Source organism: Achromobacter piechaudii NBRC 102461 (genome assembly GCF_001571245.1).
In the GTDB taxonomy this organism is placed as follows: Bacteria; Pseudomonadota; Gammaproteobacteria; order Burkholderiales; family Burkholderiaceae_B; genus Achromobacter; species Achromobacter piechaudii.
Genome location: NZ_BCTK01000005.1, coordinates 416,354 through 430,740 on the forward strand (window position 1 = coordinate 416,354; position 14,387 = coordinate 430,740).

Genomic DNA, 14,387 nt, shown 5'->3' on the forward strand with positions numbered 1-14,387 from the left:
CCGGCCGGTCCAGCCAGTCGCGGCGCGCGCCTTCGGAGAAAAATGGGAACCCTGTCTAGGAGCCACGATGAGCCGCTATTCCCTGTTCAGCCTGATCCGCCATGGCTTTTCCAACCACGAACGCTGGCCGCGCGCCTGGCGCAGCCCCGAGCCCCGGCGCGCCTACGACATCGTGGTGGTGGGCGGCGGCGGCCATGGCCTGGCGACGGCGTATTACCTGGCCAAAGAACATGGCTTGAAGAACATCGCCGTGCTGGAAAAAGGCTGGGTGGGTGGCGGCAACACGGCGCGCAACACCACGATCGTGCGGTCCAACTACCTGTGGGATGAATCGTCCCAGCTGTACGAAAAGTCGATGCAGCTATGGGAAGGGCTGTCGCAGGAGCTGAACTACAACGTCATGTTCAGCCAGCGCGGCGTGATGAACCTGGCGCACACGTTGCAGGACGTGCGCGACACCAAGCGCCGCATCACCGCCAACCGGTACAACGGCATCGACGGCGAATGGCTGACGCCGGCGCAGATCAAGGAGATCGTGCCCGCCATCAACCTGGACTGCCGCTATCCGGTGCTGGGGGCCTCGTTCCAGCGGCGTGGCGGCGTTGCCCGGCACGACGCGGTGGCGTGGGGATACGCGCGCGCGGCCGATCGGCTGGGCGTGGACATCATCGAGAATTGCGCGGTCACGGGTATCCGGCGCGAAGATGGCGAAGTGCGCGGGGTGGAGACCGAACGGGGATTCATCCTCGCGCCAAAGGTCGCGGTCGTCGCGGCCGGCCATTCCAGCGTGATCGCCGACATGGCTGGGTTGCGCCTGCCGCTCGAAAGCCATCCGTTGCAGGCGCTGGTGTCCGAGCCGCTCAAGCCCGTGCTGGACACCGTCGTGATGTCCAACGCGGTGCACGCCTACATCAGCCAATCCGACAAGGGCGACCTGGTCATCGGCGCCGGCATCGACCAATACGTCGGTTACGGGCAGCGCGGCAGCTTCCACCTGATCGAAAGCACCTTGCAGGCCATTGTCGAAATGTTCCCCGCGTTCAGCCGCGTGCGCATGAACCGGCAGTGGGGCGGGATCGTCGACGTGTCGCCCGATGCCTGCCCCGTCATCTCCACGACGCCCATCAAGGGGCTGTACTTCAATTGCGGTTGGGGCACGGGCGGCTTCAAGGCCACGCCGGGCTCGGGGTGGGTCTTTGCCTATACCGTCGCCAACAACGCGCCGCATCGGCTCAACGCGCCTTTCTCGCTGAACCGCTTCCACACCGGCCATTTGATCGACGAGCACGGCGCCGCCGCCGTCGCGCACTGAATGCAGAGGTTGAAAATGCTGATGCTCACCTGTCCCTACTGCGGCCCCCGCGCCGAAACCGAATTCATCTGCGGCGGCGAAGCCGACATTGTCCGACCCATCGATTGCGATTCTTTGTCGGACGCCCAATGGGCCGACTACGCGTTCATGCGCCGCAATGCGCGCGGCCGCAACCGCGAGCAATGGCAGCACGCGCACGGCTGCCGCCGCTGGTTCCTGGCCGAGCGCGACACGGTCAGCCACGAATTCCACGGCTTCCATACGTTCGAACACGCGGCAGGAGAACGCAAATGACGCAACCGCACCGCTTGGCGCACGGCGGACGCGTCGACACGGCGACGTCCATCGAATTCACGTTCAACGGCCAGACGTTCTACGGGTGCCAGGGCGACACGCTGGCGTCCGCGCTGCTGGCCAATGGCGAACATTTCGTGGGACGCAGCTTCAAGTACCACCGGCCTCGGGGCGTCATGTCGGCGGGCGTCGAAGAACCCAACGCGCTCGTGCAGCTGGAAGACGGGGGGCACACGGTTCCCAACCCCTGCGCCACGACCATCGAACTCTATGAAGGCCTGCGCGCGTCCAGCGTCAATGCCGCGCCCGATCTGCATCGCGATCGCATGGCCATCCTGCAACGGCTGGGTCGCTTCATTCCTGCCGGCTTCTACTACAAGACATTCATGTGGCCCAAGCGCTGGTGGCCGCCCTACGAACGGTTTATCCGCAAGGCGGGCGGCCTGGGCCACGCGCCAGCGCAGCCCGATCCCGACCACTACGACAAGCGCTATGCGCATTGCGACGTGCTGGTCGTGGGCGGCGGTCCGGCCGGACTGGCCGCCGCGATGTCGGCGGGCATGGCGGGCGCGCGCGTGATCCTCGTCGACAACCAATCCGAACTGGGCGGCAGCCTCTTGTCCAGCCCGGCGCTGATCGACGGTGCGGCCAACGGCGATTGGATCCGGCAGATGCACACGGCGCTGCTGGGCATGAACGAGGTCCGGATACTGACGCGCAGCACGGCGTTCGGCTATCACGACCAGAACCTCGTGACCGTGTGCGAACAGCTCAGCGACCACCTTCCGGTGCCGCGGCGGCGCGGGGCGCGGCAACGGCTTTGGAAGGTACGGGCCAAGCAGGTCGTGCTGGCCACCGGCGCGCACGAACGGCCGTTGCTGTTCGGTAATAACGACCTGCCGGGCATCATGCTGGCCTCGGCGGTATCGACCTACGTGCGGCGCTACGCGGTGCTGCCGGGACGGCGCGTGGTGCTGTATGCGAACAACGACGGCGCTTATCGTACGGCGCTCGATTTGCGCGAGCATGGCGCCAACGTCACTGTCGTCGACCCGCGTCCGCCCGGCCGGGGAGCGTTGCCCGATGCGGTGCGTAGCGCCGGCATCGAGGTGCGCAACGAATCGGTGGTGCTGCGCGCGCGGGGAGGGCGGCATGTGAATGGCGTCGTGCTGGCGTCCTACACCGACGGCCGGGCCGGCGCCGCCAATGCCAAGCTGCCGTGCGACCTGGTGGCGGTGTCGGGTGGCTGGAACCCGGCGCTGCATCTGCACGCGCAATCGGGCGGGCAGACGCGGTGGGATGACACCCATGCCTGCTTCGTGCCGATGGGATCCAAGCAGGCGCAGGCCAGCGTGGGCGCAGCCAACGGAGAGTTCCTGCTGTCAGAAGCGCTGCAAGGCGGCGCGTTGGCGGGCAGTCAGGCGGCGATGCTGGCAGGCTTGAACCCGGCGGGCGCGCTCGCGTGGCGCACGGCGAACATCGCGCAGGATCCGATGTTGCCGCTCTGGCATGTGGCGGGGCGGGCCCGTCCGGGCCGGGGCGCCAAGCAGTTCGTGGACTTTCAGAACGACGTCACCGTGGCGGACATTCATCTGGCGGTGCGCGAAGGCTATCACTCGGTCGAGCACGTGAAGCGCTATACCGCCATGGGCTTCGGTACCGACCAGGGCAAGCTGGGCAACATCAATGGCGCGGCGGTCCTGGCCGACGCGCTGGGCAAGACCATCGCACAAACCGGCACCACCACCTATCGGCCGAACTACACGCCCGTAGCCTTCGGCGTGTTGGCGGGCCGCGAGCTGGGCGACTTCTTCGACCCGGTCCGCAAGACCAGCGTGCACGAATGGCATGTGTCGCGCGGCGCGGCGTTCGAAGACGTCGGCAACTGGAAACGCCCTTGGTACTTTCCGCTGTCCGGGGAGAGCATGGAGGCCGCTGTCGCACGCGAATGCCTGGCCGTGCGCAATGGCGTGGGCATGCTGGACGCATCCACGCTGGGCAAGATCGATATCCAGGGACCGGACGCGGCGACGTTGCTGAACTGGGTCTACACCAATGCGTGGAGCAAGCTGGAAGTGGGCAAGGGCCGCTACGGCCTGATGCTGGACGAGAACGGCATGGTGTTCGATGACGGCGTCACCATGCGCCTGGGCGAACAGCACTATCTGATGAGTACCACCACAGGCGGGGCGGCGCGCGTGCTGGCCTGGATGGAACGATGGCTGCAAACGGAATGGCCGCACCTGGACGTGCATCTGACCACAGTGACCGACCACTTCGCCACATTCGCCGTGGCGGGGCCGCTGGCGCGCAAGGTGTTGCGCACGGTTTGCCCCGACATTGATTTTTCTAACCACGCGTTCCCCTTCATGAGCTTCCGGGAAGGCACGATAGCCGGCTCGGGCTGGTCCAGCCCAACGCGCATCATGCGCATCAGCTTTTCCGGTGAACTGTCTTACGAAGTCAACGTGCCCGCCAACCTGGGCCAGCGTGTCTGGAACGCATTGATGGCGGCGGGCCAGCAATACGGCATCACGCCCTATGGCACGGAAACCATGCACGTGTTGCGCGCGGAAAAGGGCTACATCATCGTCGGCCAGGACACGGACGGTTCCATGACGCCGCAGGACCTGGGCATGGGCGGCATGGTGACCAAGTCCAAGGACTGCCTGGGCAAGCGTTCGCTGTCACGCGCCCACACAGCGGGGCCGAACCGCAAGCAATTCGTCGGCCTGCTGGCGCGCGACCCTGCGGTCGTGCTGCCCGAAGGCAGCCAGATCATGCATCGGCAAAGCCGGGCGCCGATCGCACCGATGATCGGCCACGTCACGTCTAGCTACATGAGCCCCACGTTGAATCGTTCGATCGCCCTGGGTTGGGTGAAGGACGGCCACCAGAAAATGGGAGAGCTGGTCGAAGTCGCGTTACCCGAAGGCGGCTTCATGCCGGCGACGATACACAGCACGGTTTTCTACGATCCCGAGGGAGGGCGTCAACATGTGGACTGAAACGTATCAGGAGTCACCCTTGAAGGGGCTCAAGCCCGTTCAGTCCCCGGCCCATGCCGGCGACGCCCGGCGTCTGCGCATCGTCGAAAGGCCGTTCCTGGATCTGGCCGTGCTGCGCGGCAATGCGCGCTCGCCAGGCTTTGCCAGCGCGCTGGAACGTTCATTGGGAACGGCGCCGCCGGTGGCGCCGAATACCGTCGCGCATGGCCATCGGCATCTGCTGGCCTGGATGGGGCCCGATGAATGGTGGGTGCAGTCGCTCGCACCTTCGTTGCCATCGCTAGAGGGCACGCTGCGCCCGGTCTTGCAGGCAGAGTCCGCCTGCGTGGTCGACGTCAGCAGCGGGTACACGGTGCTGCAATTGCTGGGCGAGCATGCGCGCGAGGTGCTGGCAAAGGGCTGCCCGCTGGATCTGCACCCCCGGGTCTTTGGCGCCGGACAATGCGCGCAAAGCCACTACTTCAAGGCGGGGGTGATGTTGCGCGCGCTGGACGCAGGCGGCGTGGAAGTCGTGGTGCGGCGCAGCTTCGCGGACTACGCAGGCCGCATGCTGCTGGACGCGGCGCAGGAATTCATGTCGCCCAATCAACGCATCGAGCGGGAATGAAAAAAGGGCCGTGAGGCCCTTTTTTCAACGACGTACAGACGTAAGTGCAAGTCTGTCCATCAAAATGTGGAGCGGGAGACGAGTCTCGAACTCGCGACCTCAACCTTGGCAAGGTTGCGCTCTACCAACTGAGCTACTCCCGCAATGTACTGCTGTCAGCGGCATTTCTGCCAAGTGCATTCCAGCCAACTACGCTGCCCTGAATGCACTTCTGACTCGCTTTGCCGAACCGTTTTTTAAGTCGTTTTTGGCAAGCGAGGCGGAAGTATACCTAATTTTTTGAAAAATGCACGCGGCTTGTCGAACGAGGTGTCGACGAGCTTGAACGCCGCGCGCCGGCCGGCATGCGCGGCTCGCGGCGCCAGGCCATGCGCGCCAAGGTGTCGTCGCGCGCAATAACGTGGTGGGCAAGCGCCGCCACGATGTGCATCGCCAGCAATCCGTACAGCCCCCAGGCCAGCAGGTCGTGCGCCCACACCGCGGTTACGACCAGCGCGGGGTCGGCCGACACCAGGCGGGGAAACTCCAGGTCGGTAAACGGTACCGGCACTGCCAAGCCCTTCGCGTTGACGATGACCCATCCCACCAGGCACGACGCGAAGATGAACGCGTAGATGCACAGGTGCACCGCATGGGCGCAGGCGTCCTGCATGCAGAAGCCATCGCGCTGCACCCTGCGCCGCGTCACGCGCACCATCGTGCGAACGATCGTGACCGCCAGCAAGGCCATGCCGCAGCCGATGTGCACGATCATCACCGATCGCATGGTCAAGCCTGTCTGCGCCGTGAGCAGATGGCGCAATTCGCCGGCAAGCACCAGTGTGCTCATCAAGCCGACACTGAGCCAGTGCAAGGCGATCTGCGCCTGGGTATAGGCGGGCGGGGCCGGGGCGGCGGGGGCGGAACTCATGGTCTTCCTTGTAGCGGGGGCCAGCCTGCCCGCACGTGCGGCGCAGCCTGATCTGAGAGGCGAAATTGAAGCGCCGCCACCCCGTGTCGCGCCACCTTCCTCAACGCTTCCTAAACCCGTCCGGGCCGCGCCAGCAGGCGCTTTAGGCTCTCTTTAGAAACGTTGGCGGCCCATCCCCCCCATGGAAATATGCCGGCCTGCGTTGGGATTTTCCGCTTTGAATGCGACCGGCTGCGCCGGCGCTCGGACCGCATCGTTCCTCACGATGTCGGGCTCTCCCCGCACTTCACCCTGGATCACCGCCACGCGGCGATCGCTCAAACAGAAAAAGTGGACTCATGAAGACTCTTACCTTCCGACGCCGTCTGGGCCTGCAGCAAGGCTTCACCTTGCTGGAGTTGCTGGTCGTGCTGTTGATCATCGCGTTGTTGGCCGGCTACGTCGGTCCCAAGCTGTTCTCCCAGGTCGACCGTGCCAAGGTCCGGGCCACCCAGGCGCAAATGAAGACGCTGGGTGATGCGCTGACGCAGTACCGCCTGGACGTCGGCAACTATCCCACCACCGAGCAGGGCCTGGAAGCGCTGGTGAAAGCGCCGCAGGGCGCGGCCAACTGGCACGGGCCCTATCTGGCCAAGGACGTGCCGGCCGATGCGTGGGGACGTCCCTACCTGCTGAACGTGCCGGGCCGCAGCTCGGATGCGGAAGTGGTCTCTTTCGGCGAGGAAGGCCGGGCGGGAGGCAGCGGTGAGCTGGTTTATGGCCTCTAAGACGGCGGCGGCCGCATTCGCCGGCATGACGTTCTCAGCGGCCGCCGCCGCCAATTGCTGGCAGCAGTCAGGCGACCGCCACGGCGTCGACCCATTGCTGCTGTATTCGATCGCGAAGGTGGAATCTTCGTTGAACCCACGCGCCGTCAACAACAACACCAATGGCACGCAGGACATCGGCCTGATGCAGATCAACAGCATCCATCTGCCGGGCTTGGCCAAGCGCGGCATCACGCGGCAGCGGCTGATGGATGAGCCTTGTCTTTCGATAGATGCCGGCGCAGAGATTCTGGCGGGCTTCATCAAGCGCTACGGCTACACCTGGCGCGCGGTGGGCGCCTACAACGCGGGTGGCGCGGCCAACCGAGAAGCGGCCCGCCAGCGTTACGTGAACCGGGTCTGGCAACACTATCTGCAACTGTCGCAGGCGCGCGACGCCCGCTATCGCCAGTCGCAACACGCGGAGCGTTGATATGAACGAGTTCAGGATACGCCTGCTCAAGCAGGGGGCGTTGCGTGTGCAGACCGTGCGCGCCGCCAGCGAAGGCGAGGCGCGCGCGCAATTGAGCGATGCCGACGGCATGGTTCTGGACATCCAACGTTCGGCCGTGCGTCGTGGCATCAAGGCGCGCGGTAAGAAAGCTTTTTCCCTTGGGCTGCTGCTGCAAGAGCTGTCCACCTTGCTGGACGCGGGCCTGGCCCTGATCGAGGCGCTGGAAGCGTTGAGCGACAAGGCCGGCACGGGCAACAAGGCGCTGCAAGCGTCGCTCGGCCAATTGCTGCGTTCCTTGTACCAGGGCCAGCCCTTGTCCAAGGCGATGGAGGCGCAACCGCTGGTGTATCCCGCGCTGCTGGTCGCCACGGTCGCCTCGGCCGAGGGCAGTGGCCAATTGCCCGTGGTGCTGCGGCGCTACCAGTACTACGAAACGCGGATTGAAAACATCCGCAAGAAAGTGGTGGGCGCGCTGGTGTACCCGCTGGTCGTGATCGCGGTGGGCTTCGGCATTTTGCTGTTCATGCTGTTTTTCGTCGTGCCGCGCTTTGCGGTCGTCTTCGAAAGCATGCGCTCCTTGCCGGCCACCGCCGAGGCCATGTTGTGGTGGGCGCGTCTGGTCAAGTCCGACGGCGAACTGCTGGGCGCGGGTATCGGCGGCAGCCTGCTGGTCACCGCCCTGGCGCTGCGCACGCAGCGGGTGAGGGCGGCGCTGATGAACCTGTTCTGGCGCCTGCCCAAGCTGCGCGACGTCGGCAACCTGTTCGTGCTGGCGCGCTTTTATCGCACCGTCGGGCTGCTGATCGAAGGCGGCACGCCTGCGTTGCAGGCGTTCGAACTGGCCGATCGCATCCTGCCGCCCGCCTATGCGGAACGCCTGGACCTGGCGTTGCAGGAACTGCGCGCCGGACGCAGCGTGTCGGAGACGCTGGCGCGGCACGGCTTGACGACGGCCGTGGCCGAACGGCTGTTGCGCGTCGGCGAGCAAAGCGGGGATCTGGGCGGCATGTGCGAACGCATCGCCCAGTTTCATGACGGCACGCTGGATCACGCCATCGAGGTGTTCGGAAAGGTGTTCGAGCCGCTGCTGATGCTGGTGGTGGGCGGCCTGGTCGGCGCCATCGTGATCCTGCTGTACATGCCCATCTTCGAGATGGCCGGGAGTCTGGGATGAACGCAATCAACGAAAACGAAATCAGTCAGGAGAAGGGAGCAATGCAAACCGAAACCGTCGCCGACGAGGCATGGTGGTTGTGGCGCGAGCGCGCCGCGGAACTGAGCCTGTCCCTGGCCGATTACCTGGACGAAGAGCTGGCGCGCCGTCCGCAGTTGCTGCCCGTGCTGGCGCAGGCGCTGGGCATGGAACCGTTGAGCGCCCAGGAATGCCGTCAGGCCGCCGCGCGTTTCGACGTGCTGCCGCTGGCCGACGCCATGGCTTACCGCATGGCGCCCTTGCAGGTCGATGGCGAATGCCTGTTGGCCATGGCCTCGCCCTTCTCGCGCGACGCGCGCCTGAAGCTGCAAGCGATGCTGTGCGGCCGTGTGCTGCGCTTTGCGCTTTGCCCGACGGGAGCGGTGGACGCGTGGCTCAAGCAGGCCGAAGCCACCGAGCGCGTGCTCGATGGCGTGGCCGTGGACATGGCGGATGATTCGCTGGCCAAAGCGGTCGAGTCGATCTCGCTGGCCTCGCTGGCCAAGGACGAAAGCCCGGTCATCCGCCTGGTGAACATGACGCTGTACGACGGCCTGCAAAGCCGCGCCAGCGACATCCATCTGGAGTCGGACGAGGAAGGGCTGTTGATCCGCTATCGCATCGACGGCGTGATGCTGCACATCCGCAAGGTGCCGGGGCAGGTCACCGCCAATCAGGTGATGTCGCGGCTGAAAGTGCTGTCCAGCCTGGACATCGCCGAGAAGCGCGTGCCGCAGGACGGCCGCTTCAAGGTGGTGTTGCAGGGCCGCGAGGTGGACTTCCGGGTGTCGATAATGCCGGGAAATCACGGCGAGAACGCGGTCTTGCGGCTGTTGGACCGTTCGCAACGCGGCGACAAACTCAGCCTGGACACGCTGGGATTTCCGGCCGAGACCGCGCGCCGCATCCGCGTGCTGGCGCAATTGCCTTACGGGCTGACGCTGATCACCGGCCCTACCGGCAGCGGCAAGTCCACCACGCTGTATGGCGCGCTGTCCGAACTGAACAGCGGCGACGAAAAGCTCATCACCATCGAAGACCCGGTGGAATACGAGATGGCCGGGATCCTCCAGATTCCGGTGAACGAGAAGAAAGGCCTGACCTTCGCGCGCGGCCTGCGTTCGATCCTGCGCCACGATCCGGACACCATCCTGGTCGGCGAAATCCGGGACGCCGAGACGGCGGCGATTGCCGTGCAATCCGCATTGACGGGCCACCGCGTGCTCTCGTCGGTGCACGCCAATGACGCGTTCAGCGTGATCGACCGGTTCCTGTACATGGACGTCGAGCCGGCCACGTTTCTGGAGTCGCTCAACGGCGTGGTGTCGCAAAGGCTGGTGCGGCGGCTGTGCCCGCATTGCGCGCCACCTGGCGAGGCGCGCGCGGGTCCCGGCTGCGAGGCCTGCCGGCACACCGGCTTTCTGGGGCGTATCGCCCTGGCCGAAGTGTTGCGCCTGGATAACCGCATGAAGACCGCGCTGCTGGACCGTTCCCCGGAGCGGCGGCAGGAAGCCCTGGCGCAATGCGCCGACTATCAATCGATGCGCGATGCCGCCCATGAGGCCATCGCGCACGGACTGACCACTTATCAGGAGGTTTGCCGTGCAGTCGCTATGGAATGATCAAGCCGTTCTGATCGACGCGGATCACGTCAGCCTGTTGTCGCCCACCGCCGTCATCGAGGACCGGCTCAGGTATGGCCACGGCGGCGCGCCGGCAGAGGCCGTCGCCGCCTTGCTCAACGCCTGCGCCGTGGTGCGCCCGCGCGCTCGCAACCGGGTGCATGTCTGGCTCGGTTATCCGTGGGCGCAATGCGCGCTGTTGCCTTGGCAGCCGGGCTTGCCCGGCGGTGATTCGCATTGGGCCGGATATGCGATGGCGCTGCTGCGCGAACGCGGCGTGACGATGCAGATGCGGGTACGGCTGGGGCCGGCCCGGCACGGTCACGCCCGGCTGGGCGTCGCGGCCGACGCGGCGCTGCTGCAAGCCCTGGAAGACAAGCTGGCCGAGCACAAGTGGACGATGGCGACGTGCAGCGACCTGCTGTCGGCGAGCCTGCAACGGTATCACCGCCTGGCGAGGACCGAAGGCGCGTGCCTGGTGCTGGCGGAAGCGGGCGCGGTGACCTGCCTGTGGCCCTCGGCGCACGGGTGGGAAGACATGATCACGCTGCAACTGGCGGCGGGGCAATCCCACGCCGACGCCGTGGCATGCGCGCAGGCGCTATGCAATCGGCCTGTCGTGCCGGAATGCGCGTGGACGTCCACGCTGTCCGCCGCCGATCTGGCGCTGCCCGCCGAGGCGCGCTGGCTGGGCTTTCCCCACGCTTCGTTGGGAGGACGCTCATGCCCGGCCTGAAGATGAGACGGCTTGACTTCACCAAGCGCAGCGCCACGCCGCCGCTGGCCGCGATCATTGTGTTTCTGCTGCTGGCCGTCGGCCTGTTGAGCGCCTGGCGCCAATGGGACCTGTGGGCCTTGCGGGTGGAAGTCACCCGGTTCGAAAGCCAGTTGGTCGAGCGGCGCATGCAGCATGAGCGCGAAGCGCGCCGTGCCCTGGCGCAATCGCCAGAAGAAAAGAAGGTGGACCTGCTGCTTTCCGCGCAAAGCGCCGAGGACAGGCTGCGCCCGCTTTTGCTTCGATCCATCGAAGGGGCCTGGGCGCCCACCGTGGCCGTGATGAACCTGAAGATCGAAAGCGCTGGCAAGTCCGCCCAGCTTGAATTGATGACGGCGGAATTGGCCGAAGTGTTCGCATTCGTGGCGCGCTTGAACGCCGAGCAAGGCGTGCGCGCCACGGTGATGCGTCACGGCATCAGATCGGGCGATCCCAACCTGGCCACGATGGCCGCCGTGCGCGTGGAGCTGCGATGAAATCGTTGATCGAACTACGCCAACGCCTGGTGGCGCTGCGCCAGGGGCGGGCGGGATCGCCGCTGCGCTGGCATTGGCAATGCTGGGCAGAGCGGCTGGGGCGAGGCGGGTTGCTGGCGCTGGTCGCCCTGATCGTCCTGGTGCTGCATTGCGCCTTTGTGCTTTGGCCGGAAAAGGGCGAATTGCGGTTGCGCTCGATCGAGCTGAATGCCGAATTGCATTCGTGCAGTCCTTACATGGCGCCGCCTGGCAACGACATGGACGAGCTGCGCGTGCAGCTGCGCCTGGACCCCGACCAGCGCAAGCTGGCCGTGATGGAACAGTTGCAGAAGTCCGGCCTGTTGTTGATCGAAATCCAGTATCAGGGCGAAGACACCATCCAGGGGCGCTTGCGGCGCACGTCCGTAGATATCACTGCAGTGGGGTCCTACCAGGACCTCTCCGCGGGGTTACGCCGCTTGATCGACGAACCCCTGCTGCGCCTGGAGTCCCTGGCGCTGGACAGGCAGCGGCCCGAGAACATGCTGGTGAACGTGAAGATGCGCTTGAGCATGTTGGGGGTGGTGTGATGAAGCGCTGGATAACCGCGGCAATTGCCGCCCTGGCGCCGGCCGCCGCCTTGATGGCCGAGCCTGCCCCTACGCCCGACGTGGACCTGTTCCCGTCGCAAAGCTGGAACTCTTTGAAGGACCGCGCCCCGGCGCAGCCGCTGGCCGAGGCGAGCGACGCGCAGACTCCGTCGGCGGATGTGCCGTCACTGGAAGACGCCTTGGCCGCCGCGCCGCTCGCCAACCGCGTTGACAGCACGCCGGTGTTCGAGCCGATCGGCGAATGGATCGACGCCGGACGCCGCATCGTCGTGCTGTCGCATCAGGGCGAAGCGCATCTGCTTTGCCAGCGATGCGACCTGGACGGCGCGGTACGGCCCGGCGGCGCCGTGACGCCGCAGTACCGCTTCAGGGCGCTGGAACCGAAGCGCGTCGTGCTGGTGGACGCCCAGGGGCGGCAAGTCCTGGTGGACCTGAGCCCGCTGGCGCAATGAACGCAACGCTCGCTGAAGTACGCGAACCCATCTAATGGAAAGAACGAGACATCATGAATGCAAAACCTATCGTATTGACGACATTCCTCTGCCTGGTGCTGAGTGGATGCGCGGCGCCGGAATCCCTGAAGCGCGCGTTGGGCGGCGAGCCCCCGACGGCCGCCGACCGCCTGGCGGCGGGCCAGGCAAAGCTGGCCAAGAACCCCGGTGACATCGAAGCCAACAAGGATGTGGCGCGCGACAGCGTGGCGCTCTCGCGCGAGATCCTGCAACGGGTGCGCGTCAAAATGGACGCGGGCGACGACGAAGCGGCGCTGGCCGACGTGCTGGAGCTATTGACGATCAACCCGGTCAACATGCGCGCCCAGCAACTGAAGGCGCAGCTGGAACAGCGCGTGCATCTGAACTCGGAACTGGCCGAAGCCGAGCGCTTGCAGCACGACCATCCGCGCGAGGCGTTGTACAAGGTCAATCGCATCTTGCAGGAGCAGCCGGGCTTTGCGGCGGCCGAGGCGTTGCGCACGCAGTTGCAGCGCCGCGACGTGGGCCGCCAGTCGGTCAAGCCCAGGCTGGCTGACGCGCTGCGCAAGCCCGTGTCGCTGAACTTCAAGGCCCAGCCTATCGTGCAGATCCTGGACACGATCTCGCTGGCGGCCGGGGTCGACTTCGTGCTGGATCCCGACGTGCAGACGAGCATGCCGGCCAGCATCATGGCGCGCCAGACCACCGCCGAAGACGCCATAAACCTGCTGCTGCGCACCAACCAGCTGGAAAAGAAGGTGCTGGATGCGCACACCCTGCTGATCTATCCGTCGCGTCCCGACAAGGACAAGGAGTATCGCGAGCTGATGGTGCGCGTCTTCTATCTGAACCACGCCGACGCCACGCACGTGCTGGCCGCGCTGCGCCAGATCAGCGCACCCAAGAACGTGCATCTGGACGAACGCGCCAACGCCGTGCTGGTGCGCGATACGCCGGAAGTGATGGCGGTGGTGGAACGGGTGGTGGCCGCACTGGACATCGCGCAATCCGAAGTGACGATGGACGTGCAGGTGCTGGAGGTCAACGCCAATGACGAGCTGGAAGTCGGCGTGGATTACCCCAGCGACCTGCGCTTCTCGGTGCTGCCGCAGGGCGAAAACGGCCGCATAACGGTGGGCGATCTGCTGGGGCTGAACCAGGGCAAGATCGGCGTGACCAGCCGCAACGACTTGTCGGCGGCCTTGAACCTGCTGCAAAAGCGCGGCAAGACCAAGGTGCTGGCGAACCCGAAGATCCGCGTGCGCAACATGGAGAAGGCCAGCATCAAGATCGGTGAAAAGGTGCCGGTCGTGACGACGACCAACGCCAATGGCGTCGTGACGGAATCGGTGAACTACCAGGATGTGGGTCTGATCCTGCAAGTGGAGCCGCGCATCAGCCTGAGCAACGAAGTCAGCGTCAAGGTCAGCATGGAAGTCAGCAACCTTAAGGGTGAAGTCAAGACGGCGGGCGGCGGCGTGGTCTATCCGATGAGCACGCGCAACGCGGAAACCGTGATGACGGCGCGCGACGGCGAAACCCAGGTGCTGGCTGGCCTGGTCAATCAACAGCAGACGCGCAGCAGCAGCGGCGTGCCTGGCTTGAGCGTGATGGGGTGGCTGGGCAGCCTGTTCGGTGGCCAGAAGAAGACGGATCAGAACACCGAAATCGTCCTGCTCCTGACGCCGCATATCGAACGCTCGATGGCGCTGCCGTCGGCCGCCGACAGCTACTTCCCGTCGGGCACCGAATCGCGCGTCACGGTCTCGCCGATGACCACGCAGCCGCCGTCCGCCGCGACCATCGAGGCTGACATCCCGGTCGTGGTTCCGGGCCTGGATGCGGGCCTGGCCAAGCCGCCCTTCTAA

14 protein-coding genes and 1 tRNA gene are annotated in these 14,387 nt (G+C 65.7%); 13 read left to right on the forward strand and 2 right to left on the reverse strand.

Translation table 11 applies throughout. The features are described from left to right. Positions 1–67 precede the first annotated feature (67 nt). The 4 genes from API01S_RS08620 to API01S_RS08635 are packed head-to-tail and all read left to right on the forward strand — an operon-like array spanning position 68 to position 5,221. A complete protein-coding gene (locus tag API01S_RS08620) occupies positions 68–1,312 on the forward strand; it encodes a sarcosine oxidase subunit beta family protein (protein WP_061304129.1) in 1,245 nt (414 codons plus the stop codon). A gap of 15 nt (positions 1,313–1,327) precedes the next feature. After that, positions 1,328–1,606: a sarcosine oxidase subunit delta gene (locus API01S_RS08625; protein WP_050727992.1), complete on the forward strand. Its 279-nt coding sequence runs from the start codon at positions 1,328–1,330 to the stop codon at positions 1,604–1,606. Then, positions 1,603–4,614 carry a sarcosine oxidase subunit alpha family protein gene (locus API01S_RS08630; RefSeq protein WP_061304131.1) on the forward strand — a complete coding sequence of 1,004 codons (3,012 nt, stop codon included), beginning with the start codon at positions 1,603–1,605 and terminating at the stop codon, positions 4,612–4,614. Before API01S_RS08625 ends, API01S_RS08630 begins: the two co-directional genes overlap by 4 nt. Further along, the gene (locus API01S_RS08635; protein WP_061304133.1) at positions 4,604–5,221 is read left to right on the forward strand and encodes a sarcosine oxidase subunit gamma; all 618 of its coding nucleotides are present in this window, start codon (positions 4,604–4,606) and stop codon (positions 5,219–5,221) included. The genes API01S_RS08630 and API01S_RS08635 overlap by 11 nt, the downstream gene beginning before the upstream one ends. 67 nt (positions 5,222–5,288) lie before the next feature. On the opposite strand, the gene API01S_RS08640 is transcribed toward API01S_RS08635, so the two are convergent. Both API01S_RS08640 and API01S_RS08645 read right to left on the reverse strand, forming a co-directional pair. Continuing rightward, a tRNA-Gly gene (locus API01S_RS08640) sits at positions 5,289–5,364 on the reverse strand. A gap of 128 nt (positions 5,365–5,492) precedes the next feature. Beyond that, positions 5,493–6,131 carry a cytochrome b gene (locus API01S_RS08645; RefSeq protein WP_061304134.1) on the reverse strand — a complete coding sequence of 213 codons (639 nt, stop codon included), beginning with the start codon at positions 6,129–6,131 and terminating at the stop codon, positions 5,493–5,495. A gap of 338 nt (positions 6,132–6,469) precedes the next feature. Here API01S_RS08645 and gspG point away from each other — a divergent pair, with 338 nt between their 5' ends. From gspG to API01S_RS08690, 9 genes are read left to right on the forward strand one after another with little or no spacing between them, the layout of a single operon-like run. After that, positions 6,470–6,898, forward strand: a complete 429-nt coding sequence (gene gspG / locus API01S_RS08650; protein ID WP_006217756.1) for a type II secretion system major pseudopilin GspG — start codon at positions 6,470–6,472, stop codon at positions 6,896–6,898. Then, positions 6,888–7,370 carry a lytic transglycosylase domain-containing protein gene (locus API01S_RS08655; protein ID WP_006217757.1) on the forward strand — a complete coding sequence of 161 codons (483 nt, stop codon included), beginning with the start codon at positions 6,888–6,890 and terminating at the stop codon, positions 7,368–7,370. The genes gspG and API01S_RS08655 overlap by 11 nt, the downstream gene beginning before the upstream one ends. 1 nt (position 7,371) lies before the next feature. Continuing rightward, entirely contained in the window at positions 7,372–8,565 is a 1,194-nt protein-coding gene (locus tag API01S_RS08660; RefSeq protein ID WP_050727988.1) for a type II secretion system F family protein, read from the forward strand. A 41-nt stretch (positions 8,566–8,606) separates the two neighbouring features. Continuing rightward, positions 8,607–10,205 carry a GspE/PulE family protein gene (locus API01S_RS08665; RefSeq protein ID WP_061304622.1) on the forward strand — a complete coding sequence of 533 codons (1,599 nt, stop codon included), beginning with the start codon at positions 8,607–8,609 and terminating at the stop codon, positions 10,203–10,205. Beyond that, on the forward strand, positions 10,186–10,941 hold the full coding sequence (locus API01S_RS08670) for a hypothetical protein (protein WP_061304136.1): 756 nt from the start codon (positions 10,186–10,188) through the stop codon (positions 10,939–10,941). Before API01S_RS08665 ends, API01S_RS08670 begins: the two co-directional genes overlap by 20 nt. Next, entirely contained in the window at positions 10,929–11,456 is a 528-nt protein-coding gene (locus tag API01S_RS08675) for a hypothetical protein (protein ID WP_006217763.1), read from the forward strand. The genes API01S_RS08670 and API01S_RS08675 overlap by 13 nt, the downstream gene beginning before the upstream one ends. Beyond that, positions 11,453–12,025, forward strand: coding sequence for a hypothetical protein (locus tag API01S_RS08680; protein WP_061304138.1), 573 nt, complete (start codon positions 11,453–11,455; stop codon positions 12,023–12,025). Before API01S_RS08675 ends, API01S_RS08680 begins: the two co-directional genes overlap by 4 nt. Continuing rightward, positions 12,025–12,498, forward strand: a complete 474-nt coding sequence (locus API01S_RS08685; RefSeq protein WP_061304140.1) for a hypothetical protein — start codon at positions 12,025–12,027, stop codon at positions 12,496–12,498. The genes API01S_RS08680 and API01S_RS08685 overlap by 1 nt, the downstream gene beginning before the upstream one ends. Before the next feature lie 53 nt (positions 12,499–12,551). After that, entirely contained in the window at positions 12,552–14,387 is a 1,836-nt protein-coding gene (locus API01S_RS08690; protein ID WP_084802391.1) for a secretin N-terminal domain-containing protein, read from the forward strand.

Bases quoted from the DNA above. Each gene is read 5' to 3' on its own strand.
- API01S_RS08620 (WP_061304129.1), top strand. From the start codon at position 68: ATGAGCCGCTATTCCCTGTTCAGCCTGATCCGCCATGGCTTTTCCAAC.
- API01S_RS08625 (WP_050727992.1), top strand. From the start codon at position 1,328: ATGCTGATGCTCACCTGTCCCTACTGCGGCCCCCGCGCCGAAACCGAA.
- API01S_RS08630 (WP_061304131.1), top strand. From the start codon at position 1,603: ATGACGCAACCGCACCGCTTGGCGCACGGCGGACGCGTCGACACGGCG.
- API01S_RS08635 (WP_061304133.1), top strand. From the start codon at position 4,604: ATGTGGACTGAAACGTATCAGGAGTCACCCTTGAAGGGGCTCAAGCCC.
- API01S_RS08645 (WP_061304134.1), bottom strand. From the start codon at position 6,131: ATGAGTTCCGCCCCCGCCGCCCCGGCCCCGCCCGCCTATACCCAGGCG.
- gspG (WP_006217756.1), top strand. From the start codon at position 6,470: ATGAAGACTCTTACCTTCCGACGCCGTCTGGGCCTGCAGCAAGGCTTC.
- API01S_RS08655 (WP_006217757.1), top strand. From the start codon at position 6,888: ATGGCCTCTAAGACGGCGGCGGCCGCATTCGCCGGCATGACGTTCTCA.
- API01S_RS08660 (WP_050727988.1), top strand. From the start codon at position 7,372: ATGAACGAGTTCAGGATACGCCTGCTCAAGCAGGGGGCGTTGCGTGTG.
- API01S_RS08665 (WP_061304622.1), top strand. From the start codon at position 8,607: ATGCAAACCGAAACCGTCGCCGACGAGGCATGGTGGTTGTGGCGCGAG.
- API01S_RS08675 (WP_006217763.1), top strand. From the start codon at position 10,929: ATGCCCGGCCTGAAGATGAGACGGCTTGACTTCACCAAGCGCAGCGCC.
- API01S_RS08680 (WP_061304138.1), top strand. From the start codon at position 11,453: ATGAAATCGTTGATCGAACTACGCCAACGCCTGGTGGCGCTGCGCCAG.
- API01S_RS08685 (WP_061304140.1), top strand. From the start codon at position 12,025: ATGAAGCGCTGGATAACCGCGGCAATTGCCGCCCTGGCGCCGGCCGCC.
- API01S_RS08690 (WP_084802391.1), top strand. From the start codon at position 12,552: ATGAATGCAAAACCTATCGTATTGACGACATTCCTCTGCCTGGTGCTG.